This window comes from Leuconostoc mesenteroides subsp. mesenteroides ATCC 8293 (genome assembly GCF_000014445.1).
GTDB classification, from domain to species: domain Bacteria; phylum Bacillota; class Bacilli; order Lactobacillales; family Lactobacillaceae; genus Leuconostoc; species Leuconostoc mesenteroides.
Genome location: NC_008531.1, coordinates 2,012,367 through 2,038,396 on the forward strand (window position 1 = coordinate 2,012,367; position 26,030 = coordinate 2,038,396).

Below are 26,030 nucleotides of genomic sequence, written 5' to 3' on the forward strand. Positions count from 1 at the left end.
TTGACAACCACAGTAATATGTTATATTATGTAGTTATAAGAGGTAACTGCATATGGATATATCAAAAGATCTCATTCGTGGTCATACGGACACCATTATTTTAAATATTCTTAGTCAAGGTGATTCTTATGGATACCAAGTTTCAAAATCCATTCGCCAATTATCCAGTAAGCAATATGAACTGAACGAGGCAACACTGTACACTGCGTTTAGACGCTTGGAAAAGGTCGGAGACATCCGTAGTTACTGGGGTGATCAAACCCAGGGGGCTAGACGAAAATACTATACCCTTACTGATCAGGGCCAAGAACATTTTAAATCAGCACAACAAGAATGGGACTTCGCCAAAGATATCATTAGCCATTTAATTAGCGGAAGGATAAAAGATTATGATGAGCGTTGAAATGGAAATTAGAACCCGTTTGGATGTTATTTTTTCTAAATATACGCCGAACGCACAATTAACGGAATTTAAAGAAGAACTTGTAGCCGATTTATTAGAAGCTTATCAAGATTTTTCCAAAACTGATCGGTCCCATAATGAAGCTTTGGACGATGCTTTTGAGCAACTAGGTGATATTGATAGTTTGTTAAAAGACTTAAGTGAACCCAGTACAAAAGAGGAAACAGATAAAGAATCTGAACCAAAACGACCTTACGTGGATATTTCAAATAAAGGCGTGCACATTGGAAATTTACACATCAACAAAAAAGGCGTAACACTTGGTGATGATATCATACTTGATGGCAAAAATAATAAAGTCCAATTCGGTGACTGGTTGCACGTTGACCGTGATGGCGCCCGTGTGGGCGATAAATACTATAAATTTGAAGATAATGTTGATTCAGATATCAATGATACTTTTGAAAATAAAGACTTCAAGGAACCTAACTGGGCTAAATCTCACCATCAATTGACCGTGCCAACCAGTACCAAAGATTTTGTAATTGATTACAGCGAAGCTTCGATTCACTTCTATACAAATGATAAAATCGACCTCATTACTATTGATGAATACTTTAGTCGTGATAATAGACGTTATTTTGCCACTATCTCAGAAAATGATGATAAAATTGTAGTTAACCAGGGTGAACATCCAATGCTCTTCCATGTCCGCACTGCTGTGAACATAGGAATTCCGCGCTCGTTCACCACCGGGAAAATAGAAGTACGAAACCAAGCAGGTAGCTTATATGCACAAGACTTAGTTACCGAGAAGTTTAACGTTCAAATTAACGCCGGAAGTTTCAAAGTCAAAAATATGGATACCAAGACTGCAGATTGGCAGCTTGCATCCGGATCAATAAAGGCAACACATATCAAGGCTGAACAAGCTAAAATACATGCTCAATTAGGTGCTGTTAATATCAGCGATGCAACTATTGATTATGCTAAAGTTAACGCTGACTTTGGTTCTGTACGTATAGACAATCTTGTTGGTGGCGGAGAATTCACGATTAATTCTGGTTCACTTCGTTTGAGAGTTGACCAACTAACAAACGATTTGAAACTAAACTCTAATTCTGGGACCATTCGCTTAACGGCTCCAGCTGATCAAGACTTCAATTTTGAACTAGCAACTAACTCAGGGGCAGTTCATTTGGATCGCAATGACATCCATTATAATAAAAGTTTCGATGGCTATAAAAGTGGATTTGTTGGCGCTAACCCTGAATTTACAATCGATGCACAAGCAGCTATGGGTTCTATAAAGATATACTAGTACCTATATATGATTTCTAAGCCTAAATCAACAATTATTACATGGAGGAATAACAATGACAAAACATAAAAAATTAACTCGCTCACGTGATAACCGTGTGATTGCCGGTGTCCTTGGTGGAATTGCTAACTATTTTAATTGGGATGCTACGTTAGTTCGAATTATTTTCGTGGTATTAGGATTCTTACCCGTTCTGCCCGGAATTTTAGTTTATATTATCGCTTGGGTGTTGATTCCTGATGAACCACGTCAGACACATTATTATTCAGACGGTTCCAGAAAAGATGTCACACCTGATGACTACGATGATCGCCCTTAATTAAAACATTAATCTCAAATAGACCCTGTGGACTTTTTTATATCCACAGGGTCTATTTACTTGCTTTGCAAAAACGCATTGTTAGTTAGTATTTTGTCTGATAAATGCCAATTTTTTTGCATGAATATCATCCGTGTTGAAATCACGTGGTCCATGATACGCATCATCAACTAGTATCACCTCAGCTCTTTTACCCACTTTCTGATAATACTTTTCAGCCAATGAAACACTCTGTAAATAAGGTACTACGTCATCCTTAGTTCCAGCAAATAATAACAAGGGCGGCATATTCTTTGAAAAATAAGTTGCTGGGTTCGCTTGTGCAACTTTGCTTGGCATCTGGTCCGGCCGTTTGGTACCTAACATTATTCCTTCAAACGACTGTGCCTCACCAGTTTCGCTGAACTGTGGTTTTATGTTGAGCGCAGCAAATTGTTTAGAAAAATCGTCAACTTTGTAGGGCCCATACATCCCAATCACGCAACTAATTTTTGGAAAAAACGTGTGTTCCGCTACATCTTTGAGTCTGCCCAACAATAAATGCTCAGATATTGTTGCTGCCGTTAAAACAGCTAACTGGGCTCCGCTAGATTCCCCAATCAATATAATGTTGTCCTTATCAAGGCCATACTGCTTTGAATTCTTTATCAAAAAATTTATTACTGCACGAATCTCAGCGATTTGGACAGGGAAAGTTTGTTCACCTAGCTGATTAAGTGAATAATCTGGACTCACTACTGCAAAACCATCATTCAAGAACCGTAAACTGGGATTAAGTTTATATGAGGATTTTTGGCCTCGAAGCATACCCCCACCATATATGTCTACAATAACTGGACAATTCTCCCCCGCTTTAGGTAAATAAAGGTCAAGCTGATTACGATCTCCAACCGAATAGCTAAGATTATGAAACACCCTAGCATTTTTTGGCATATTTGCTGGAACATATTTATATGTTTTATCTTTGAATAACATACTTTCATTATAAAACAATTAACGTATCCGTCAAATTGTAATAATAATATTAAAACTGATACAAATTTTACCACTACCAGCTTATAATAAGTTAAAATGGTTTAAATATAACAATTGGAGAACGTTGTATGCTTCAAAATTCTATACAACTTACAGATAACAAGCTACGTGAAATACTATTTGCTGGTCGTTTTGGTATTGAAATAGAAGAACACCGTGTACAATCAGGAAGTAAAAGCCTATCCCAACATCCACACCCTCGTGATTTAGGCAATCGGCAGTATCAACCCTACTTCCAGACTGATTTCTCTGAAAGTCAAGAGGAACTAGTCACCGGTACTAAACATTCTTCAAAAGATGCCTTAATGCATTTGCACGAACTCCAGACTATTTTGGCATCTGAACTGGCTGAGGATGAAATTATTTGGCCACTTTCGATGCCCCCACATTTGTCTGCCAACGATATTGATTATTTGCTTAATCATTTTGAACGATCTTGGTATCAAGAATATCGGGATGTTTTAGTCAAACGTTATGGGCCTTTTAAGCATATTATGGCTGGAATTCATGTTAATTTTTCACCAGCTGACGACTTAGTTTGGTGGTTTGGCTCTCAAAAAGAAATCAATTCCTATCCTGCTGCCAAAAATGAGTTATACTTTCAAATCGCTCAACAGATAGCTAGTTATAGGTGGCTACTGACCTATCTTTTTGGTGCAAGTCCCGTTTCTGAAAATTCAACAGATAGTTTACCAACTAATTTCAAACATAGGCAACCGGTTCGCTCTTGGCGCGCCAGCAATTTTGGTTTTGCAAATCATAACGATATTGAAATTGACTATACTAACTTTGAAACGCATATGAAACAAATTCAACATTATGTTGATACTGGCAAATTCTATGATAAAAGTGAGTTTTATGGTCCAGTACGTTTAAAGGCTCCAGGAAGTTTGACTAATATGGCACAACGTGGCGCCTCATACCTAGAATTTAGGATGTTTGATACCAATCCCTTCACACTAGATGGTATTTCACAAGATGCGTTAAGCTTCCTCCATTTGCTAATCATCGATGCCATCATTAATCCACAGCAATGGTCAGATGACGACCTAAAAAGTGCGCAGTCTCTAAACCATATGGTAGCTTTACAACATCCAAATGCTCCCCTCATCCCATCACTCGCCACTTCTGCTAAACAATTGATTCAACGCTTGGAGGATATTATTAAGCTGTCCCCCGCTGAACTACAGGAAGATTTTTTTAGCGCTCTCACGTTCGCTAAGGATGCCCTTGCTGATCCAACGAAAACTATTGGGGCCCAGTTATCAAACTTCATTAGTAATGATTCTCTGGAAGCATTTGCTTTGAAACGCGGACAACAGATTTTGTCAGAACGAAAATCCAGCAGTAATAATTTTGTTTTTGCCCCAAATCATTTAAAACAAACTTACATCCAGGCGCATAAATTAGGATTTAAAACATTATTGCGCAAGGACAATTGTCTACAAATAAGCCAAAACGACCATGTCTGGACGTTTACAAAAAATACAGACTTAACTAAATATGTCAAAACAAAAAAGTAATGATACGGACTGTATCATTACTTTTTTAGTAGTTGTTATCTTAAAATATCAATCAGGTTTTTATTACTTGCTGTTTTTGCTGGTAAAATACCAAACACTAGACCAACAACTGTTGACGTTCCGAAAGCCAATAAGAATGTTGATAGTGAAACACTAGCTTTAAATGGTAGGAAAGCAGAAATTCCCATCGCTACCCCTAACCCTGCAAGGTAGCCAATCATCCCGCCACTAAGTGTTAACATAACTGCTTCAATCAAAAACTGCCATAAAATTTGTTTCTGAGATGCCCCCACAGCCATCCGAATACCAATTTCTTGAGTCCGCTCGCTGACTGCAATATACATCATGTTCATGACCCCAATGCCGGCAATAAATAACGAAATACTTGCGACAGCAACAATAAAGTAAGTAATACCCTTAATGACTGCTGTTATACCTTTAAGCATAGCTGCCGTATCAAAAAACTCATAGGATCCGGAAGCATGTTGTGAACCAATTTTATTGAGTTGATCTTTAATATCAGTTGTTGCTTTAGATATATTTGTTCCAGACACAAATGTTAGCTTTAAGGTATTCGCATTAACCGTTGCGTTACTGTTCTCAAACACGTGTCGTGGCACAACAACGTCGTAATTGTAAAATTCACCCTTTACCGCATTATTATTAATAATACCAACAATTGTATACATTGTGCCATTGATTTCAATTCCTGAATTCAACGCATTTCGATTTGTTCGATAACCCTTCTTGGCAATTGATTGACTAACCAATGCAACTGGGTTATCCATTGAGATATCTGTTGCTTTAAGGCCATGCCCAGTAATTATCTCACTGTCATTTGCTGTTGTTGCTAAATATACTGATGCTGTTAAGCTCTTACCATTAATGGTCCCCTCACTGGATAAGATACCATGATCATCAGACTGTACCGTAACTTTGCTGACTTTGGCATTAGCGCGAATACGCGCTAAATCATCATTATTAAATCCGGAAACTTTACCATCATTACTTGGCGAAAATGTAATTTCCGTCGACTGCTGTCCACTACTATCGGCCTGCAAATTTTTCAGCATTTCAATTCGTGCACCATCGCCAAGAGATAGGATGGTAATCACCGAAGCAATACCAATAATAATTCCAATCATAGTTAAAATACTGCGACGTTTATTTGAAATTAATGACCTGAATGAACTGACAATTAACTCACGAACCTGCATGTTGCACCTCCATGTCACTTTGTAAACGACCGTCTAAAATTCTAATCAGACGATTTGTTTGGCGTGCAACGTTTTCATCGTGTGTCACCATAATGATTGTTGTTCCATTACGATTTAGCTCTTCAAAAAGTGCCAATATTTCTCGAGATGTCGCCGAATCTAATGCCCCCGTAGGTTCATCTGCCACTAGAAAGTTAGGCCGTGTGACAATTGCACGAGCAATTGCAACACGCTGCTGTTGTCCACCCGATAAATTTTTAGGTAGTTTATCATAACTGCCGGGCAATCCCACTTGCTCCAACACATCATTTACACGAGCAATAATATCACGTCGCTTCAAACCAGCATATAATAACGGCAACCCAACATTTTCGCCTACACTTTGGTTCCTAATTAGTTTGAAATTTTGAAAAATAAAACCAACTGATTGATTACGCAATCGAGCATGATCGCGTCTATTCAAATCATTAACTACAGTGCCGTTGAAATTATATTGTCCATCAAAATTATTGTCTAAAAAACCAATAATGTTAATCAATGTTGATTTCCCTGAACCGGACGGTCCCATAATCGCAACAAATTCACCAGCATCAATATTTAACGAAATTTCATGTAAAGCCTTATAATTCTCGTTTCCCTGTCGATAACTTTTGCTGACTGAAACTAAGTTAATCATCAACAACCTCTCCGTTTGTCAACTTTGCATCCGGATTAGTAACCAATTCTTCCCCTTTACTAATACCAGAGTTAACAATGTACGTATCTCCATTTTGCGTTAAGTCAGCTTGAGCTCGACTAGCCTTACCATCAATAACTTTGTAAACACTACCTTTATATACCGCTGATTTTGGAATTTTCAACTCTGACTGCGGCACCTTTACTTTAACGCTTTGTCCGTACAAAAAGTCGTTATTAACACTGGCAGAGAAAGGATAATACGTTGTTCCTTTGCCCTGATTAGATGGAATTTGTTCAATTTTTGTAATCTTAGTACTTTGTTTTGGCGAGCCATCAATACCGCTCACTGTGACAATATCTCCAGCGTGTACCTTACTGTAATCATATTCTGACACATTAGCTTGCAAAACTTTTTGACTTGAATTCATTGTAATGGCTGGTATACCATCTTTTGTATCGTTACTAACTGAAACAACCCCGTCAAAAGGTGCCTTTAAAGATACAGTTAATTTACCTTGTAATTCTGCTAGCTTATTTTGGGCATCTTGCAAATCACCATTTGCATCAGTTAATGCTTGTTGCGCTTGTGTAACAGTGTCCTTTAGCGAAATTTTAGTATCCGCATCTGCTTGATTGTAACTTTGTTGCGCATTTTTCAGAGTAGCTGATGCGCTGCTAACTGCGCGATTGGCTTTATTTACAATGTCCTGTTGTGAACTAATAGACTCTTGCACGTCTGTAGCAGTTACGGTAAGTAAAATATCACCATTTTTAACAGACTGCCCGTCTTTCACATTAATTTGTTGCAATTTCCCAGTTGGTGAGTTTAAAGATTGTGTTTTTTCAGCAACCACTTTTCCTGACATTGTAAGTGGTAAGGCGCCGGTTACTTTATACACTTGATACTTGTTTTTAGCAGTTGATGTGGGCTTTACCAGTTTATGATAAGCTTGCACGCCAGTGGCAGTTAAAATACCAAGTGCAGCAATACTTCCAACAACAGTTACTATAATTTTTGTCTTGCGTTTCATATACTTCCCCTACATAACATGTTAATGATTATTCAAAACTCTTTACATCTCGTTAACTACAAAAAGTTAAAACGCAAAGGCCATCCCAGTGCCTAGAGCTACTGAAATCACAATAAAAATAATCTGTGTACGTTTTGTAATCGTACCATCCTGACGCAAAATTAATGTATATAAGAATGTCGCAACAAGATCACCAATAATGCTTGCTACTTTATTATCATTCTTATATAGATTCAAAACAGTTATTAGAAACAGATTAATGATTCCAACAGGTAACGTACTTACTACTGTGGCGTACCATGAATTCATGAATGATACGGATTGCTTTGCCTCTTGACCAAGTTGCGAAAGAAAAATAAATAATTTGCTGAATAACGCACTAAATATAACGTATGCTGTTGCTCCAACAGCTATACTAATCATTACATACAAGTTTTGAGTACTAGATTCAGTACCACTTACGTCTTTTATAGCGATCAAACTACTAACCATCGTTATTCCGATTAGAACCAAAGTACCAACGATTGTTAACACAATCTTAACTGTTTTTGTCATATTTCTCCCTGTTGATTACCAAGACTACAAGACTACAAGATTCATCATGCTTGCACCTAATAATAGTTCAAACTGTAACAATACTTGAAGTAAAATAGATGAGTTTTGAAAATATCCCCACAGACTTTCAAAAAATCATCTATTTTTTAAATACAAGTATAAGTGAACTATTCAGATAATCTCTTTTCTCCTTTATTTGTATCAGGCCTATACTATTTAGCCGATAGTTATTATTATATCAAAATCAATACGACCAAAATTCATCAAAAGTTACGTCATATCGTATTTTTTGCGATAAATATTTTATTGACTTTTGTTGTAAAATCTGATAATAATTGTTTTAATTAAACAAACGACAAATAAATGTCATTTTTTACCCATGTTTTTCGGACTTTATTATTAATTTATAAAAAAGTAGTGGTATTTTCATGTATGAAATTAATAAAATAATTAAAAAAATTAGAGATGACAACAAACTCACGCAAACAGAGTTTGCTGCTTTTTTGTCTGTATCTCACCAAACTGTTTCAAGTTGGGAACGTGCGAGAACCCGGCCCACACTTGTGATGTTGAAAAAAATATCCCAATCATTTAATATACCACTTTCAAAATTACTACCCGTCGATAAGGTGCCAAAGAAAAGTAAACGTGATCTGGATAAAGAAAAATTAGCCCATGCATTCTTATGCTTATTATCTCGCTCTGATATGCGAAACGTCACTATGCAAGATATTATTCTTGAGTCCGGCCTAAGTCCACATTATGTCTCATCGCTTTTTTCAACACCTTTGGATATATTAACTTTTATTGCGATGAAAATCGAACAGGAAATATCGATTGCGCTGGAACATACAACAGCAACTGACCCTTTTATCATACTTGCTGATGCTATATTGCCTATTTTATATCAGCATTGTCACGTTCTAAAAATACTCTATTCGAAAAATTATGCAAATGGCGAATGGCTGCATTTTTTAGAGCAGAGATACATTAAATGGGTGACTCCGTTTTTTAATAATTATTGTGTTGAAAACGCCCCAGTTAGTCGATCATTTGCTATTGAACTCAGCGTGAAAATGACACTCTCAATTATTTCAACTTGGCTAACTCAACCTATCCCCGAAACACCAGAAACTTTTCGAGTTCATTTCTTACAATTAACCAAGATGTCTATCACTGACATAGCCACGTTATAATTTTTAAATAAAAACACCGTATTTTACTAATACGGTGTTTTTATTCAATAATTATGCACACAGTATAATTATTGGTTTTGATTAATTTCATATTGTGATTTTGTTAACTTTTATATAAACTGAGCTATCTCGCTATCTATGAATAAAAATACAAGCACCATGTATTATACCTGCTTTCATCATTAATAATGGCACTTAAATTATAAAACTAAGAATAGTGTTGCTTTTTTATGTTGTTTGTTTTATACTTAGAAACATGAACAAGCAAATGAACTCACAAGTAAACAATACAATTATCAACGCAATTATTATTATTTAATAGTTGGGTTGTTATTTAACGTAACGACTCGTAATATCTGGTCGTTACGGTTATAAAGGAGTTTAAAATCCCATTTAATAACTGTAATAGTTATTAAATGGGATTTTTTGTTTGAAATAACAATAAAAGAGGAAAATATCATGACAACATCAACAACACACACCGTACAAGAATTAACTACTAAACTCTTCCAAGCATTTGATACCAACACGCCACTTGACCGAGACGAATATGTCGGCGTCGTTGATAATTTCGAAAATGCCTATAAAGTCCAAGATGCCGTTCTTACTCAAAAGAATGATCCAGTTGCTGGTTACAAGGTTTCCTTAACGTCTCAGGAAACACAAGATTTATTTAACTCTGATTCACCACTATATGGTGCCCAATTAGCTAATCGATTTGTCCAATCTGGTTTCAATTTAGATTTAACAGCATACAATGAACCGCTAGTTGAGGTGGAATTAATGTTTACTGCAAAGAAGGACCTAACCCCATCAATGAGCGAAGTAGAACTACTCCAAAATACAACTGTTGCACCAACTTTAGAATTACCAGATGCCCGTTTCAAAAATTGGTTCCCAAAGCTCGACAAGTATCTCGTTTTGTGCGATGCGGCCGTAGGGGGTGCCGTCGTTTATGGTAATCAACGTGATGGCGCTGACTTAGATTTAGCTACTTTAGCTCGTGTTTCAGCTGTTCTGTCGCACAATGATCAAGAAGTTGCCAATGGCGTTGGCAGTGAAGTCCTTGGCAACCCAGTTACATCACTAAAATGGCTTGTTGAAAAACTATTTTCACAAGGCAAAGATTTTCCAGCAGGAACGCATGCTTCGACAGGAACATTTCTACTCCCCTTGTCACTTACAGCCGGCACTTGGAAAGCGCAATTTACTGAAGGCTTTGGTTCTGTTTCGGTTCATGTGAAATAATAATAAAAAGTGTTCCACGTGGAACACTTTTATAATAGGCTTGTAGCTCAATGGCAGAGCGTTGCGCTGATAACGCAGAGATAGAGGATCATTACCTTTCAGGCCGATATATACTAAATTTAAAATAGAATTTTTATTAAAATAATAGCAAGTATGACCTGTACTGCTCCAGTCACAAGGCCAAAGCTAAGAAACTTTCCCCCAGACTTTCTGATTGTGTCCAGCTTAAGATTCAATCCGATTCCCGCTAAGTTCACGACGCCGAAAAAACCAGAAATCTGTTTGGCTCCACTTGTTATTAAGTTGGGTAATGGAATAAAACTATTAACTAATAGTAAAACTACGAATGCCATGATGAACCAAGGAATTTTGACACCTTTACTATTAATATTTGTTGCTGAATCGTCTTTTTTTTGTGCCATTTTAGCAAAAACTAACACAACAACTGTCAACATGATGACACGTAGCATTTTAAACAGGGTCGCATACGTGACAACAGTAGGATTAATCAATGATGCTGTTCCAACGACTTGCCCAACTGACTGAACCACACCACCAACTAGTGCACCCAACAGTAAGTTATGGTCTCCTAACACGTGTGGCCCAAGAATCGGCAATATCAGTAACAACACAACACCAGTCAAACTAACAGTCGCAACACTTGTTCGTCGTTGATCATCAGTGGCCCCTATCGCTGGTGCTACTGATGCAATAGCACTTGATCCACAAACAGCATTACCTGCGCCCATTAACATGGAGGATTTGTCAGAAACTTTGAAAACACGACCACCCATCCAAAGAACAACCAAAATAGTTAATGTCATCTGTATCAAAATGAATGCCAAGCCATTAATACCAAGATTTTCAATGGTCCGGAGTGTAACGGTAAGCCCCATCAACGCAATACCAATTTCGATGGGAAATTTTTCTGCCCATTTCATCCCCGGTGCGAAAGATGGCTGATTCAAAACAGTATTACCTAATAAAATACCTAATAACATTGCGATTGCTTCCGCGCCTAAAAACGGCAGCCACGTAGCTAATACTTTAGCAACTGCAGACAATATTAAAGTAATGATAATACCAGAAATCATAGTCTTTTTAATTTTCATGTCAATTCTCCCACACGTTTAACAGCACCAATGGGCTGCTAAATTCTAATTTCGATAGTTATTATGTTACCCCCACCTTTGCTATTTGTAAAATAAATATTTATAATATATTCAATTAAGTATTTTAATAGGAAGTCATATGTTTAAACGAATCCAATCCTTTATCGCAGTTTATGAAACACGTTCTTTTTCAAAGGCGGCTGAACAATTATTTATTTCTCAACCTACAGTCAGTGTGCATATTAAACAGTTAGAGTTGCAATTAAACACTACGTTATTTGAACGAAACGGGCGTACTGAATTAGTACCTACTACAAATGCCAGAAAATTTTACCAACATGCTCTACATCTACTGGATGACTGGCAAAATGCAACAGACAGCTTAGATTTAGCTGAAGAACGGCCACGTACTACAGTGAGAATAGGTGCATCGCAGACCTCAGCAACCGTTCTACTGCCCAAGATTTTTGCACAAATAAAAAAAGATGAATTTAACACCATTGATTTCAAAATTGAAATGCATAATTCTGAAGAAATCCTGGCTGGTGTTTTAAATCATCAATTTGATTTTGGCATAATTGAAAAACCGATCACACATGATTTTATTACTCGTGATGCGATAGCCGGTGATCAACTTGTTTTGGCTGGTAATCTGGACAGCACTGTTTGGTTGGTTCGGGAAAAAGGTTCTGGGGTGTATCATTACACACAACAATACTTTAAACAGCATAACATTGTACCAGATCATTTCTTAACTATTGCAAATAATGATATTATTGTAAAAATGCTGGCACAAAATGTTGGTAAATCTATTGTTAGTATTCAAGCTTTACCAGAATCTGTTCCTTATAAGAAACTGGATGACGCGTTTAACCGTCAATTTTATATTATTCACCATGAACATAGTAATCAGAGTGCTATCAAAAATGAGATCGCACGCTTTATTCAGATTGCCAAAAATTTATAAGAAAATAACTTCATCGTTTTCAAAACCTTTAATTCTTGCCAAACTTTCAACACGTACCCCGCGCTCATCTAGAATTTGACGGCCTTTTTGAAAAGTCTTTTCTATGACAACCCCAACCCCAACAACATTAGCATTTGCATCGTTGGCGATCTTAAGCAGCCCCTCGACAGCCTGTCCATTAGCTAAGAAATCATCGATTATTAAGATATTTTCAGCGGCACTTAGGAAGCGATGATCAATCATAATATGATTCGTCGTTTGCTTTGTAAATGAATACACATCTGCAGTCCAAACATTCTCTGGCAATGTTAAAGATTTATTTTTTCGTGCGAATACAACTGGCACATGAAGTGCCAAACCTGCAAAAACTGCCGGAGCTATTCCAGATGATTCAACCGTTACGATCTTATCAATTTTCTCATCAGAAAATATTGTTGCAAATTCTTCACCCATGGCTTGCATAAGTTCTGGGTCAACTTGATGATTTAAAAAAGAGTCCACTTTTAACACATCTTTACCCAAAACACGACCATCTTTTTTAATTCTTTGCTCTAATATTTTCATCATTCATTTCCTTTTTCATTTACTGCCACTATTGACAACCACTACCTTTTTAATTTGAGACGTTTTTAGAAAAAAATGGCGACAAACTATCGTAATCAATACAAAATTTGAAATAATCACTATTTTCGAAAAAAACCAGAAATCATCATCAAAATGCTAACCAACGCCATTAATATAAGGGTAATAACAATCGTTACCCACCAACCACTTTGTGCATCAGCAAACGGCAACCACTTCACATTTTCACCATAAAACCCACTTACAATAGTTGGGACTGTCAAAACAATTGAGTAAACAGTTAATACCTTCATCGTCCAATTCAAATCACGATTACTGAGATTGCCCATCGCGTCACTAACTGAATTAATCACTTCTAGTGCCAAGTTAGCCATTCGCTTAGCTTGTTCAACTTCAACTCTTACATCATCAATATGTTCTAGTTCAAACTCTTTCAATAATGTTTTAAAATCTGTTCGAAAGCTATCTAGCATCACATGATTATTGGCCAGTGAATTTTGAATATAAATCATTTGTGTTTTTAAATATAATAACTCATTCATTTGGTGTGTCGTTTGTTTTTGTTGACCAAATTGTGCCTGAATGACACGCCGTTTTTTATTAATTTCTGTTATTTCGTCAACATACTTTATCATTAAAGAATATAATCCTGTCATGATAAAATCAAATGCACTAATTTCGTCCTCTTGCGCTCGTATTTGTTGATTTTGCGGATCTAATATAATCGGTTTGATGTAATCTGTAGGCTCATGCGTAAATGTATAGACATCATTATGAGCAAATAAAATACCAATTGGCCTCGTCTCTACATTGTTGTCTTGATGTACAATCACGTCAATAACCATCAAAGTTTCGTCCGCATGCCGATCATATTCCATGCGCACACTCTCATTATGATCAACAGCATATCCTATCATTTCATTGGTTAAGTGGTGCTCTTTGACTAAGCTTTCATGTTCTTCAACTGTCAAATTTGAAACGTGATACCATGTAAAGTTTTTTACGTTCTTAACTATCTCAATCATTTTCTGCCATCCCTATAAGTCAGATTTTGTGGCTTTGCAAACACTGATTTTCCAGCAGCTAAAAACCCTTCTCGTTCGTAAAAACGTTGCGCAGCAACATTAGCTGTAACCACTTTTAATTCTAACGCTTGCGTTGCTTGATTGCGTGCCCAATCAAGTAATTTTGCACCAATGCCACAACCATTCCAGCCTTCTTTAATAAATAGCAGATGTAAAAAACTGTCACGCTCTGATAAGGATGCAAATCCTACAATTTCTTGATTAATAATAGCGACCTCGACCACCTCACCATGAGAAACTCTAGCAAAATCCTCTAATTTAGGATGTTTAACCCAAGAAAAATTATGTTGTCGAGCACCTAAATAAATACGCGCAAGTGCCTCTGAATCGTCAGGTTGCATTGCGCGTAGTACTAGATTTTTCGTTGATTTAGTTTGCAAAAAATTTTTTTGACTGGTCATTAACATTCTCTTTTGATTGATTATCTGAGTTCCAGAATGGCACATAGATTTTACCAAGTACATGCTTCTTTTCAACGTAACCAAACATACGACTGTCATTTGAAACCGATCGGTGGTCGCCTAGTACAAAGTATGAATTCTTTGGTACAACTGTTTTGTTACGATCTTTCTTTTGCCAAAAATCTCGAGATGATAGCGTTTTTAACGTCCAATCACCCCAAGTGCCCCCTGATTGTTGCTCTAATCCAATGTAATCCTGATTAACTTTTTTACCATTAACATATAGATTCGCACCTTTATGTGATACTATATCACCGCCAACAGCAATTACGCGTTTCACGTAATCCTTGTGCCCAGATTTAATTTGTGGATCCTCATTGGTTGCGTCAAAAACTATGACATCCCCACGTTTCACAGTAGATATTTTGCTCTCAACAACTAATTCGCCATTGTCTAAATTGGGATTCATTGACGGTCCGTCAACTGTCACCAAAGTAAACAGAAATGTGCGGATAATCAAAGCAATGAAAAGACCAATGACAATGGGTATTACCCAGTTTTTTATAAAGTTCATATCCTATCTGCCCCTCTAACATTAAATAATATTATATCAGTTTTTAAAAAATATTTATACAAAAAAAGCTGGAAACAGTGTTATAACAACATTGTTTCCAGCTAATAATATCATTTTTTACCGCTTACGGCGTTTTGCTTTTCTGATTTTACGTTGTTTTTCTTTTTCAAGTTGCGCTGCTGCTTCACGTTCACGTCGTATTTTGAAAGGATTTTGCAAGAAAAATGTCTGTACAGTTTGGAAAGCATTTCCCACAACCCAGTACAGTGACAAAGCACTCGGAACGGCTAGAGCAGAGAAAAAGATGATCACAGGGAAAATGTATGGCATAGCCTTAGTCATACCATTTTGATCGGGGTTAGATTGCATTGAAAGCCATGATGATGCAAACGTGAACAATGCGGCCAACACCGGTAAAATAAAGTACGGATCATTACTTCCCAATTGTAGCCACAGAAACTTTCCCGATCTTAGAACAGGTGAATTCCAAATTGACTGATACAGTGCAATTAAAATAGGCATTTGCACAATTAAAGGTAACATTGAAGCAAATGGATTTACGCCAGCATCCTTATAAAGTGCTTGTTGCTCTGCCATCATTAACTGACGACTTTCAGTATCCTTACCTGGATACTTTGCTTGTAGTTCTTTTAAAGCCGGCTGAACCACTTGCATTTTCATCATTGATTGCACTTGGTATACCATTAGTGGCAAGATCAAGAAGCGAATAAAAATAGTAAACAGGATAATACCCATACCATAGTTATTGCCAAACCAACTTGAAGCACCCAAAATAGCTCTTGTAAACACCGCGACAATCGCACTCCAGAAACTATGTGATGTCACATGTCCATCATACGACAATCCGGACACAATGATTAAGACCAAAGCTACTCCTGCCATAATCAAAGGTAACGGTCCAATTCTCTTCAAAATATTCTCAAATCGCTTCATTCGTTCTCTTCTTTCAATATCTTAGCCAACTTTAACACATGAATCATTTGATTTTTCAAAAATTTTTGACTTCTATGTGCTGCAGCAGGGCGTGCAATGACTAATAAATCCAACTCTTGAGGTAATTCAGGTTTCAATTCTAACAAGCTTTGACGGATACGACGTTTAACCCAAACCCGCTCATGTGCTTTACCTACTTTTTTACTAACCGAAAGCCCAACACGAAAATGTTTTTGCTCTGGTTTATCCATTTGATAAACAATAAAATACTTATTAGCTACAGAACGGTGTTTATTAAAAACATGTTGAAATTCTTCTGGTTTTTTTATGCGGAATGTTTTTCTCATGAAATTACTCCCTATTTATGTACGTAGCCGTATCAACATGCCTAAATGGTTACTAAAATGTTCATCTTCACGATAAATAATATATTATTTATTTCTTCATGTACTAAATAAAAAAGCCACTGCATAGCAGCGACCTTGTTAGGCAGATAGAACCTTGCGGCCCTTTGCACGACGGCGAGCCAAAACTTTACGACCGTTGCTCGTGCTCATACGCTTACGGAATCCGTGTACGCGTTCACGATGACGCTTTTTTGGTTGGTATGTACGCTTCATGTGTGTTCACCTCCATTCACGATTTTTACCTGCAAAAACTTTGCAATTCGAGTTTAATCATATCATGAAATCAACCCCAGCACAAGCGTACTAGATTTTTTTTCAAATACTTAACTATTATACGCTCTTTGCTATGTTAATAGCAATATAATCCTCATCTCAGCATTGACAATCAAACTTTTGTTACAATAAATTTTAGAAATATACTTATATATTATTTTAAAATTTTTTAATCCTATTTGCTCAAATATTATCAAGATACTCTAAGGACTCTTCTTATGCGTAAATTAACACATCCTAACCACAATTGTATTTCAGAAACTGTTCTATTTAGTCAGCTTCCCCAAGATGAACTAAATATGATTAGCAAACAAATCAATTACATTGAATACGCGCCTGGGGAAACCATTTTTGATGTAGGGGATGATTCTGATCGACTACTATTAGTACATCAAGGCAAACTAAAGATCAGCCAAACCTCCAGCAATGGAAAAGAACAAACGCTTTATTTCTTAAATGAAGGTGACATTGATGGAGAAGAATCTTTAATTATAGGTTCACGCCACGCAGTAACGTGTGTCGCTGTGATAAAATCTCGCATTTGTGAAATTCGCAGAAGCGATTTTATGACCTTAACAAAACGACAACCAACCATTGGTCTATCATTAGCCATATCTATTGCTGAAAAGATGCAGAAATTACAGACACAACAAGCTAATCTTTTAACTGGATCTGTGGAAGATAGATTATTGAAGTTTTTAAAGGATACTGCCGAGGAAACAGATAGTTTAAGTTTTGAACTACCTATGTCAAAAAAAGAACTAGCAGCATATCTCGGCACTATTCCTGCTACCCTGAGTCGAAACTTTACAAAACTTGAAGAAAAAAGAATTATCAGTAATAGCTCCAAAGGTAAAATCGTGTTAAATATCACAAAAATAGATAATCCTTGACTTAGGTCAATTACTTATGTGATTGTTTGAGCTTATAATTGATGTACAGATTACAATTACTAATCGGAGGACATACATCATGAAAATAGGTATAATTGGTGCTACACATGCTGGCGTATATGCAGCCAAACAAATCAAATCGGAGCATCCCGAGGCAGAAGTAACTGTATTTGAAAAAAATACTACTGTTTCATTTTTGTCGTGCGGCATAGCTTTGTGGATTGGTGATCATGTTTCTGATCCTGAAAAAATGTTCTACGAAACTCCTGAATCAATGCGCAACCAAGGTATTACCATGTTGATGGCGCACCAAGTTAATCAGGCTGACCTAAAATCTAAAACATTAACAGTAACTAATTTAGATACAGAAGAGGTTACAACACAACAATTTGACAAAATAGTTATCACAACTGGTTCAAAGCCCGTTATTCCAAATATTCCTGGGATTGACAGTAATCGTGTGTATTTCTGTAAATCTTGGGATGACGCTACTCGTATCAAAAGCGTTGCCAAAGATCTCAAGCGTGTAGCTGTCATTGGCGCTGGTTACATTGGGGCTGAGTTAGCTGAACAACTTTCTGTTACTGGAAAACAAGTGACGTTAATTGATGGTGCTGACCGTGTGTTGGCAAAAAACTTTGGTCCGGCTTTCACCGAGCGTATTCAAAAAGAGTACGAAAAAAACAATGTTGATGTGGTTCTCAACCAGTTTGTATCTAAATTCGAAAACACGCCTAACGGTATCAAAATAACCACACCAAATGGCTCATACGAAGCTGATATTGCAATACTAGGCATTGGATTCTTACCAAACACCGATTTATTCAGTGGTCAACTTGAGACACTTCCAAATGGTGCGATAATTGTTAACGATTATATGCAAACTAGTGAAGACAACGTCTATGCCGCTGGAGATGCCAGTACTGTCTTTTTCAATCCAACCCAAGCCATTGATTACATCCCCTTGGCTACAAACGCTATCCGCCAAGGTATACTAGTCGGTAAAAACATTGTTGAACCAACAACTCGTTACCTCGGAACACAAGCTACTTCCGCAGTCGAACTATATGAACAGGCCATGGTTGCTACCGGATTGAATAGTGCGACTGCTAAAGAAAAAGGTCTTGATGTCATTGAAACAGTTATCGAAAGTGATTATCGTCCCGACTTTATGCTAAGTACAACTTCTGTTCTTAGTTCATTAACTTGGGAAAAAGATACTGGCCGAATTGTTGGCGGTTCGTTTATGTCTCAACATGATGTGTCGCAATCTGCCAATCTCGTTTCCATAGCCATTCAAAAACAAATGACAATTGATGAATTAGCAATGTCTGACTTTTTCTTCCAACCCAACTTTAGTCAACCAATTAACTACATTCCTGAGGTTGCTCTTGCCGCTGTCGCTGAGAAACAGGCTTTGACATTAGCTTATTGATGAATTTATTGAATTAATGTATACAAATAAAACACGACTTTCTATGACGAGTCGTGTTTTATTCTTGTATCGTGATTTTTATATTTAAATTATTAGTCTTTGTCACCTAAGATTGAAACCATAGAAACAGTAGAATTCCATCACTGTCAATCTTTGACCAAGGTTCTTTTTAATTTCAAAGGAGCCCTAGATTGTAAAGGAGCCCAAATAGCCATTCATCACGATGTAATTTTGTCATCAATATTCTGCCATCTTTTGACAAATTATGGTTGAGAGATAGTTTTCGAAGTTCATTAGTCATACTTGTTAATTCTCTGTATTCTGATACTTTTGGATTATTCAACTTTTTAGTTGTATCAGAGATTAATTTTTCTTCATCACGATTTAAATTGGGGTGTTTTTCTAAAAATTTCAATAAATATTTTTGTTTATCCGTTTTGAACATGGTTTTCCTTTTAATTTTTACGTTCGTTAATTGTTATCAAGTTTAAAAGTATGCATATTATTTAAACATATGTGGTAAGCGTCCGTCAATTTTTTGCTAAATTAACTAATATAAGCCATTTAACAAATAAAAATAGCCCAGTGAAAATGATTCGGGTCAATTTCACTGAACTATTTTTGTTTACTTTATACAGTCTATGCCACAAAAAGACTATTCAAATGAAGCCCACAATTTTACAATCGCTTGTACACCTTCATCCCCATGTTCTTGACTCAATCGCTCAAAGAGTTGCTCGGCAAGTTTGGTATTGGGCAAATCTATATCCATTTCCTTAGCAGCGTCTAACGCTATTCGTAAGTCTTTTAGTAAGTGCTTGACATAAAACCCAGGCGCATAATCACCTTGGAAAATACGTGGTATATAATTATCGACCGACCATGATCCTGCAGCGCCTTTACGCCAAACATTGTAGGCACTCTCTAAATCAAGGCCAGCTGCTTTTGCATAAACTAAGGATTCTGCCATTGTAATAACGGTTGCTGCAACACCAATATTGTTGCTCATCTTCATGTGTTGTCCCTTGCCCGCTGAACCAGCAAAAACAATTTGCTGTCCAATAACGCTTAATACAGGTTTAATCTCATCAAGAACTTGTTGTTCGCCACCAACCATAATCGCTAATGTCCCATTCTTAGCACCAATGTCACCACCTGAAACTGGCGCATCCAACACTTTGAATCCTAAATCAGCACCAGTTTGAGCCAATTGTTCAGCCAAACGTGGTGTTGAAGTTGTCATATCAACCAAAATTGAACCTTCTTTAGCACCAGCAAAAACACCATCTTCACTCGTCCACACTTCTTCAACATCTTTTGGATAACCAACCATCGTAAAAGTAATATCCGAGTACTGTGCAACTTTGGCCGGTGTATCTCGCCAGATAGCGCCATTGTTGAGCACTGTATTTGCTTTGCTATGGGTACGATTGAAAACGGATACCTCATAGCCCGCTTGCAATAAATTATTAATTATTCCTGTGCCCATTACGCCAGTACCAATAAATCCGATATTCATACTTCATCCTCCTTAATTTAAAAGCACCACACCATGTGCAATGCTTTTAAATAGCTATTTTGTAGTAATCAGTTGTTGAATAGTTTTTAAAACACCACTATGATTATTATCCGACAATGCAACATTAAATTGACCAATAATGTCAGCATCCGGCATTTTATATGGCAGCCCAACTGCGTTTAACATTTCCAAATCATTACCACCATCACCAAAAGCAACAGCATGAGACAAGTCAAGCGCATAACTTTCAGCTAACATTTTTAATCCTTCGGCCTTATTGACATAGGCAGGAACAATATCAATAGCCCCAGTACCTGTTTCCGTAATATGCACATCATCACCAAAGAATGCAAGGGCATCATCGTAAAACCTTTTTTCGTCAAAGTTTGTCCAACTCATAGTGACTTTGTAGATTGGTTCGTTAATTTCACGCACGTCACCGAAACTTTTAACGTACTTAAAGTATTTAAAATAACGCTTGTTACTTGCCATATCCAAATCCAAAGGCAAATAAGCGGTCTCATCTGTTGAAAAAACCAAGCCACGGTCTGGACGCATACTATAGTTATTCAAGAATTGTTGAATTTTACGCAAAGTTACCGGGGGGAGAACTTTCGAGAACAACACGGTGCCATCGCTTTTCACCACACGAGCCCCGTTATTGGTGACAAAATTCAAGGGCTCATTAAGAAAATCTTTAAATAAGATATTAATGCGTTCTTGATGAACACCTGTGGCTATCGTAAATTGAATATGCTTCTTATTTAATTCACGCAATACATTACGAAACAATGCTTGATCAAACTTCTTATCGTCCGTCAAAAACGTACCGTCTAAATCCGTTGCTATCAGCTGAATGGTCAATGTTGGAAAGTTCCTTTACCTGTCTACTAGTCTATATGCTATTCATTCTACCTTGATAAACTGGGTATAGCAAATCTGTCTTTTTGTTTCACGTGAAACAATCAAGATTATGCCAAAATCTGTTGTGCAATCCATGCCCCTTCGCGCAAAACAACCGTATTAACACCAGGGCGTGGAATAACTGTCCCGAACCATTTTTTGCCTTCAAGAGGGATACCATAAATATATAAGTTATGCATGCGCTCCCCTTTGGAATTAACAACCTCAAAGGTACGACGATCCGCATCAGCTGAACCCAATTTATAGGTTGATCCATCGTTACGTGTCCAAATAGCAGCTGCCAAAATGCCCTTCTCTCGCAGACTAGCAATCAATGGGTTTGTTGATAGGTCAATGTTTGTCATGCCAACACGCGCTTCAACTAATGCATTACCTTGCACTTCGTTTCCCCGAGCATCACGAGCAACAAAGTTACCTGATTCAGTGGTGACCTGTATGTTGGCAGCCATGACTTCCACAATTCCAGCTTTAATCAAGGCACGTAACTGCTCGACACGTTCCAAGGGTGGTCCAACAGATACCATAGCGTCTAACGGTCTGAATTTACTCAAAAATATTTCATATTCATCTGCAGAGAAATAATCATGCTCAACTACAAAACGAACCCGATCGCGTAAATCACGTAAAATATCGAAAGCACCTGCAAAAGGCGCTATTTTATTGCCTAAGCGAGCATCTTGAATGTCTTTTTCTAAGTAGTCTAATAACCACTCCGTATAATCAGCACTCTTAGGTAAATACTTTGCCGGTTGACGTATAGCCTCGATATCAAAAGGTGGCTCATCAATCAAACCAACTGATTCTGCTGTTGCATTTAAATCAGCACTCGTTAGTAACGCCTGCTTCAAATCCTGCGCCTGATCGTATGTCAAATTGCTAGTTGGACTGTCGATTCTATTCAGTAAGTGTTTATAGGTCAACTCCTTAACAAGCAACTTTTCAAAATCATCGTACTTGATTTGTCCATGTCCAGCTGCGCGCAAAGCTTCTAAGGCTGGTAGTGTGAAAAATATTGGCTCATAAACTTCACTTGTCTCTTTTTCATTGATACCACGCGCATGCAATGGCACGCCACTACGAGACCCGGCAATAATATGCGGTTCTCGTCCAGATGAATGATAGGTCAAATCACCATCTGTTTCGCGTTCAAAGTACCCCCCTTTTCCAATTGACAATCCTGCCATATAATCGAAAAAGCTTAGCCCGAGGCCACGAATGATGACTTTATCTTCTTGCGGAAATACGGAAAGATTGGCCTCAGATGGATGCGTAGGCGGTAAATACTTTAGACTATTTTCGTCTGCAAATGACTTAAACTTAGCTTCCTCAGCCGTTAAATCATTATTTGAATGTCCTAAGGCCATCACGACTTGATTGGCTAAAATTTGGGTCCCATCTGTCAAAACTACTTGGTAATTTGTACCAATTTGGGTAAGGTTTTCTACGCTTTGCTGCGTAAAGGTTAATGTTTGATTGCTACGGACTCTCTTTTTCAACCATTCAAAATACCAAGCCGCGTAAATGCCCATCATGCCTCTCGTAGCAAAATCACTAGGTGATGTTAAATGTTGTATTTCGGCTGTATAGGAATCATCAAACTCTGAATGCTTCTCCAAAAAAGTGCGCGCGTCTGACTTTAACCACTGAAACAAAGTTGGTCCATGTAGTGGTTTACCACCATGTTCAATTGAATCATCAGTAAATAACGTAATTTGATCAATCACTGTATTCATTAGAAACAATTTATTTTGTGGAATGGATGGGTCCCAGACTCGTCCACCAATGACGTGTGGATCAAATATTTTAACATCGAGTTGAACATCGTCATCCGCTAAATTAATCAGTCGCTCAGCTACCGCTAAACCACGCGGACCGGCACCAATGATTGCTACTTGCATTATTTATCTTCTCCAGAACGTCTAATTTATTAACGCTTTTATATTATTATTAGTTTCCCATTATTATAGTTGTTTATAAAAATATTTTCAAAATGATCAATAAATATCATAGGTACCTTAAAACACAAAAACGACAGCCATTAGGCTGACGTTATTAGTATATTCATTCATTTGCAACTAGTTATTTATCAATGTCATAAGAATCGGAACCACTACCAAACTAAGAATTGTTGATTCAGTTACCATGATTGCTGCATAATCAGCATCCGCACCATACAAACTAGCCACTACTGGCGCATTTGTCATAACTGGCATTGCTGACTGCAAGATAAATACTTGTTTCATTAGATGTGGCACATCAGCCTTCCATAGGAGGAAAAACATGACAATTGGGGCCAAAATAAAACGACCAAATAATATGCCTAAGCTATATTTATTGAACTCCATATTTCTCAAGCCTGCGCGCTGCACAGCAATACCAATAAAGAACATTGATAGTGGCACAGTTAAGTTACCTATGTATTGTAAATCAGAAACCACAAATGTTGGCAGTTTAACATCTGTCCAAACAAAGATGATCCCTAAGATAAAGCCAAGCAATGGTGGTGAAAAAACCTTTGATAGCGTTGCCCTGATATCAAATTTCCACGCGCCTTCTCCATCACGCTGAATGAGATAAGTGCCTAATGTCCAAAAAAAAGTCGTGTTCACCATATAATAAACTAACACATACGGTAGACTTTTAACACCAAACAAAGCCATATTTATTGGTAAGCCGACAAATACAGTATTTGAATTGAAAAACATTGATTGAAAAAGGCCACGGCGATTTTTTCGAATACCTAAAGCTCGTGCAAATCCAACCGAAATTGCAAATAAAACTAGCATCGAGACAATTGGAAATTTAATTTCAGGTAATAAACGTATCAGTTCGCCTTTAGTGAAATCATGCGTTATCGTATTCACCATGTACATCGGCAACGCAACCTGCGTCACAATACGTGCAATAATCTGGCCACTTTTATCCGTGAACCACTTTGCACTTGCCAATCCATAACCAATGGCAACCATTACTAGGATCACCAAGACGCCCTGTATACTTTGTAAAAATACGCTCAAAACACTGCCCCATTTATGTGAGAAATTTTAAAATTATTCACATAACATCATATCATTTACTAGTTTTGTTTGCACCATCTATATAAAAATATGCATAAAATCGATGATGAGCATACTAACATGTTAAATTATTTTTTTTCAGGAAAAAAGTCGATTTCTCGCCCATTTAAGTCTTGTACTTCACGATAATTATTTGGATAATCAGCATGTAAAAATGCTTTATCTTGCTTTGATATTTGTATTGCTGACGTCAAAATGAGCCAGTTAATATTTTGCCCTAATGGCGGTGTTGTCAGCGATCCTGTGTATCGATAATAACTACGATTGTCAGGAATTAACTTCATTAATCCATCTGCATTAACATGTTCGTCATAAATGTTTCGTACTTCGATACCGTTATCAGTATCTGCTGTTTCTCCAAAGACTGCTAACACTAACGTTTGATTGTCACGTTGGAAAACAAAGTGAATCTCAGCATCATACCTCTTACCGTCTACAAGATGTTCTGCCCCATCGTGAAAATGAAATCTTTCTAATGCCCATACCGTCCCATCAACACGCAAATTACCTTGAACTAAAAACTGTTCTCCTATAATTCGATCGTCAGACTGGACTCGATCCTCAAAATGAATAATCAACTGACTGTTTTCTTGTTGTTGAATGCTTGTCAACGGAATATCAATTGGTGATTGATAAATCGTGTCATCGGCCTTTCGCCAATCCTCTTGTTCTCTATAATCTAAGTGTTTCATCCGGGTACCTCTTAAATTTCTTACTATCGTATTTATATATAGTAAAGCAACAACAAAGAAAGTTCCCACAATATGCTCACAATGCACCATCAATTTTTGCTCCCCAGCATCAATTGGTTCATTTATTCTAACACGTTTTATTTTGTGAAAATAATTATTAATGCATTTTGGTTGACCATCCTAACAAAAACGGCTCAAAAGCTATGATAATTAAGGTTTTTTCAAAAATATTTATCAACTTTTTAGAGGAAAAACAGAAAATAAAATAGCTCCTTAATAAATTCTTTAACATTCACAATGTTATAAAAACTTATCCTCTACCTGTTTACTCACGGTGTTTTTTAGCTTTTTACTAACATGCTCTTTCACAAGTTATCCACATATCCACAAGTTGTGAACTCACCCCTGTGGATAATGTTTATAAACAGCCTCAATTATTGTCCTTTCGCCCTTTTGCTTGTGTATAACAATGTTCATTTGTGGATAACCCACACATTTGTTCGTCTTAATATCAACAACCCCTCTTTTTCATTGTCCACAACTGTTGATATTCTCTAAAGTTGTCGTTTGCCTGTGGAAAACTATTTTTCTTATTGTTATAATTATCTT

28 protein-coding genes and 1 tRNA gene are annotated in these 26,030 nt (G+C 37.0%); 10 read left to right on the forward strand and 19 right to left on the reverse strand.

Features of this window, described 5'->3' with window-relative positions; genetic code table 11:
• The first annotated feature begins 52 nt into the window (after positions 1-52).
• Genes LEUM_RS09955 through LEUM_RS09965 form a run of 3 tightly spaced genes read left to right on the forward strand, consistent with a single transcriptional unit; the run spans position 53 to position 2,043 of the window.
• Positions 53-403 carry a PadR family transcriptional regulator gene (locus tag LEUM_RS09955; protein ID WP_010293234.1) on the forward strand — a complete coding sequence of 117 codons (351 nt, stop codon included), beginning with the start codon at positions 53-55 and terminating at the stop codon, positions 401-403.
• Positions 390-1,724, forward strand: coding sequence for a DUF4097 family beta strand repeat-containing protein (locus tag LEUM_RS09960; RefSeq protein WP_010293237.1), 1,335 nt, complete (start codon positions 390-392; stop codon positions 1,722-1,724). Before LEUM_RS09955 ends, LEUM_RS09960 begins: the two co-directional genes overlap by 14 nt.
• Positions 1,725-1,779: 55 nt before the next feature.
• Positions 1,780-2,043, forward strand: a complete 264-nt coding sequence (locus tag LEUM_RS09965) for a PspC domain-containing protein (RefSeq protein ID WP_011680558.1) — start codon at positions 1,780-1,782, stop codon at positions 2,041-2,043.
• Between the two features lie 81 nt (positions 2,044-2,124).
• Here the strand turns inward: LEUM_RS09965 and LEUM_RS09970 are convergent, their stop codons facing one another.
• The gene (locus LEUM_RS09970) at positions 2,125-3,018 is read right to left on the reverse strand and encodes an alpha/beta hydrolase (RefSeq protein WP_011680559.1); all 894 of its coding nucleotides are present in this window, start codon (positions 3,016-3,018) and stop codon (positions 2,125-2,127) included.
• A 128-nt stretch (positions 3,019-3,146) separates the two neighbouring features.
• Here LEUM_RS09970 and LEUM_RS09975 point away from each other — a divergent pair, with 128 nt between their 5' ends.
• A complete protein-coding gene (locus LEUM_RS09975) occupies positions 3,147-4,601 on the forward strand; it encodes a glutamate--cysteine ligase (protein WP_011680560.1) in 1,455 nt (484 codons plus the stop codon).
• Between the two features lie 35 nt (positions 4,602-4,636).
• Here the strand turns inward: LEUM_RS09975 and LEUM_RS09980 are convergent, their stop codons facing one another.
• The 4 genes from LEUM_RS09980 to LEUM_RS09995 all read right to left on the reverse strand — a co-directional run bounded on the left by LEUM_RS09980 (position 4,637) and on the right by LEUM_RS09995 (position 8,082).
• Complete coding sequence (locus LEUM_RS09980; RefSeq protein ID WP_011680561.1) at positions 4,637-5,818, reverse strand: ABC transporter permease; 1,182 nt, start codon at positions 5,816-5,818, stop codon at positions 4,637-4,639.
• Positions 5,805-6,494 (reverse strand): ABC transporter ATP-binding protein, encoded by a 690-nt coding sequence (locus tag LEUM_RS09985; RefSeq protein ID WP_002815509.1) that lies wholly within the window; start codon positions 6,492-6,494, stop codon positions 5,805-5,807. The genes LEUM_RS09980 and LEUM_RS09985 overlap by 14 nt, the downstream gene beginning before the upstream one ends.
• Positions 6,487-7,527 carry an efflux RND transporter periplasmic adaptor subunit gene (locus LEUM_RS09990; RefSeq protein WP_011680562.1) on the reverse strand — a complete coding sequence of 347 codons (1,041 nt, stop codon included), beginning with the start codon at positions 7,525-7,527 and terminating at the stop codon, positions 6,487-6,489. Before LEUM_RS09990 ends, LEUM_RS09985 begins: the two co-directional genes overlap by 8 nt.
• A gap of 66 nt (positions 7,528-7,593) precedes the next feature.
• Positions 7,594-8,082 (reverse strand): hypothetical protein, encoded by a 489-nt coding sequence (locus LEUM_RS09995; protein WP_010287976.1) that lies wholly within the window; start codon positions 8,080-8,082, stop codon positions 7,594-7,596.
• Positions 8,083-8,510: 428 nt separating this feature from the next.
• On the opposite strand from LEUM_RS09995, the gene LEUM_RS10000 reads away from it, so the two are divergent.
• The 3 genes from LEUM_RS10000 (at position 8,511) to LEUM_RS10010 (ending at position 10,633) form a co-directional block, all read left to right on the forward strand.
• The gene (locus LEUM_RS10000) at positions 8,511-9,278 is read left to right on the forward strand and encodes a helix-turn-helix domain-containing protein (protein WP_011680563.1); all 768 of its coding nucleotides are present in this window, start codon (positions 8,511-8,513) and stop codon (positions 9,276-9,278) included.
• Between the two features lie 459 nt (positions 9,279-9,737).
• A complete protein-coding gene (locus LEUM_RS10005) occupies positions 9,738-10,526 on the forward strand; it encodes a 2-keto-4-pentenoate hydratase (protein WP_010280823.1) in 789 nt (262 codons plus the stop codon).
• A gap of 36 nt (positions 10,527-10,562) precedes the next feature.
• A tRNA-Ile gene (locus LEUM_RS10010) sits at positions 10,563-10,633 on the forward strand.
• A 12-nt stretch (positions 10,634-10,645) separates the two neighbouring features.
• On the opposite strand, the gene LEUM_RS10015 is transcribed toward LEUM_RS10010, so the two are convergent.
• Positions 10,646-11,638 carry a YeiH family protein gene (locus tag LEUM_RS10015; protein ID WP_011680564.1) on the reverse strand — a complete coding sequence of 331 codons (993 nt, stop codon included), beginning with the start codon at positions 11,636-11,638 and terminating at the stop codon, positions 10,646-10,648.
• A 139-nt stretch (positions 11,639-11,777) separates the two neighbouring features.
• On the opposite strand from LEUM_RS10015, the gene LEUM_RS10020 reads away from it, so the two are divergent.
• A complete protein-coding gene (locus LEUM_RS10020) occupies positions 11,778-12,605 on the forward strand; it encodes a LysR family transcriptional regulator (RefSeq protein WP_011680565.1) in 828 nt (275 codons plus the stop codon).
• Here the strand turns inward: LEUM_RS10020 and LEUM_RS10025 are convergent.
• From LEUM_RS10025 to rpmH, 7 genes are all read right to left on the reverse strand, one after another.
• Complete coding sequence (locus tag LEUM_RS10025; protein ID WP_010293912.1) at positions 12,600-13,169, reverse strand: xanthine phosphoribosyltransferase; 570 nt, start codon at positions 13,167-13,169, stop codon at positions 12,600-12,602. The genes LEUM_RS10020 and LEUM_RS10025 overlap by 6 nt on opposite strands.
• A 119-nt stretch (positions 13,170-13,288) precedes the next feature.
• Positions 13,289-14,212, reverse strand: coding sequence for a magnesium transporter CorA family protein (locus LEUM_RS10030; protein ID WP_011680566.1), 924 nt, complete (start codon positions 14,210-14,212; stop codon positions 13,289-13,291).
• Complete coding sequence (locus tag LEUM_RS10035) at positions 14,209-14,673, reverse strand: GNAT family N-acetyltransferase (protein WP_011680567.1); 465 nt, start codon at positions 14,671-14,673, stop codon at positions 14,209-14,211. The genes LEUM_RS10030 and LEUM_RS10035 overlap by 4 nt, the downstream gene beginning before the upstream one ends.
• Positions 14,642-15,247 (reverse strand): signal peptidase I, encoded by a 606-nt coding sequence (lepB, locus tag LEUM_RS10040; protein ID WP_011680568.1) that lies wholly within the window; start codon positions 15,245-15,247, stop codon positions 14,642-14,644. The genes LEUM_RS10035 and lepB overlap by 32 nt, the downstream gene beginning before the upstream one ends.
• Before the next feature lie 117 nt (positions 15,248-15,364).
• On the reverse strand, positions 15,365-16,201 hold the full coding sequence (locus LEUM_RS10045) for a YidC/Oxa1 family membrane protein insertase (protein WP_010280494.1): 837 nt from the start codon (positions 16,199-16,201) through the stop codon (positions 15,365-15,367).
• A complete protein-coding gene (gene rnpA, locus LEUM_RS10050) occupies positions 16,198-16,548 on the reverse strand; it encodes a ribonuclease P protein component (protein WP_010280488.1) in 351 nt (116 codons plus the stop codon). The genes LEUM_RS10045 and rnpA overlap by 4 nt, the downstream gene beginning before the upstream one ends.
• 138 nt (positions 16,549-16,686) lie before the next feature.
• A complete protein-coding gene (gene rpmH / locus LEUM_RS10055) occupies positions 16,687-16,821 on the reverse strand; it encodes a 50S ribosomal protein L34 (RefSeq protein ID WP_002816117.1) in 135 nt (44 codons plus the stop codon).
• Positions 16,822-17,099: 278 nt separating this feature from the next.
• On the opposite strand from rpmH, the gene LEUM_RS10060 reads away from it, so the two are divergent.
• Together LEUM_RS10060 and LEUM_RS10065 are read left to right on the forward strand one after the other, a co-directional pair.
• Complete coding sequence (locus LEUM_RS10060; protein WP_011680569.1) at positions 17,100-17,774, forward strand: Crp/Fnr family transcriptional regulator; 675 nt, start codon at positions 17,100-17,102, stop codon at positions 17,772-17,774.
• A gap of 79 nt (positions 17,775-17,853) precedes the next feature.
• The gene (locus LEUM_RS10065) at positions 17,854-19,209 is read left to right on the forward strand and encodes an FAD-dependent oxidoreductase (RefSeq protein ID WP_011680570.1); all 1,356 of its coding nucleotides are present in this window, start codon (positions 17,854-17,856) and stop codon (positions 19,207-19,209) included.
• 175 nt (positions 19,210-19,384) lie between these two features.
• On the opposite strand, the gene LEUM_RS10070 is transcribed toward LEUM_RS10065, so the two are convergent.
• The 6 genes from LEUM_RS10070 to LEUM_RS10095 all read right to left on the reverse strand — a co-directional run bounded on the left by LEUM_RS10070 (position 19,385) and on the right by LEUM_RS10095 (position 25,421).
• Entirely contained in the window at positions 19,385-19,654 is a 270-nt protein-coding gene (locus LEUM_RS10070; protein ID WP_010279386.1) for a hypothetical protein, read from the reverse strand.
• A gap of 210 nt (positions 19,655-19,864) precedes the next feature.
• Positions 19,865-20,728, reverse strand: coding sequence for an NAD(P)-dependent oxidoreductase (locus LEUM_RS10075; RefSeq protein ID WP_011680571.1), 864 nt, complete (start codon positions 20,726-20,728; stop codon positions 19,865-19,867).
• Between the two features lie 54 nt (positions 20,729-20,782).
• Positions 20,783-21,592, reverse strand: a complete 810-nt coding sequence (locus LEUM_RS10080; protein WP_011680572.1) for an HAD-IIB family hydrolase — start codon at positions 21,590-21,592, stop codon at positions 20,783-20,785.
• 107 nt (positions 21,593-21,699) lie between these two features.
• A complete protein-coding gene (locus LEUM_RS10085) occupies positions 21,700-23,550 on the reverse strand; it encodes an FAD/NAD(P)-binding protein (RefSeq protein ID WP_011680573.1) in 1,851 nt (616 codons plus the stop codon).
• A gap of 177 nt (positions 23,551-23,727) precedes the next feature.
• Positions 23,728-24,669, reverse strand: coding sequence for an AEC family transporter (locus LEUM_RS10090; RefSeq protein WP_041775256.1), 942 nt, complete (start codon positions 24,667-24,669; stop codon positions 23,728-23,730).
• 128 nt (positions 24,670-24,797) lie between these two features.
• Positions 24,798-25,421 carry a carbonic anhydrase family protein gene (locus LEUM_RS10095; RefSeq protein ID WP_010280634.1) on the reverse strand — a complete coding sequence of 208 codons (624 nt, stop codon included), beginning with the start codon at positions 25,419-25,421 and terminating at the stop codon, positions 24,798-24,800.
• Positions 25,422-26,030: the final 609 nt, after the last annotated feature.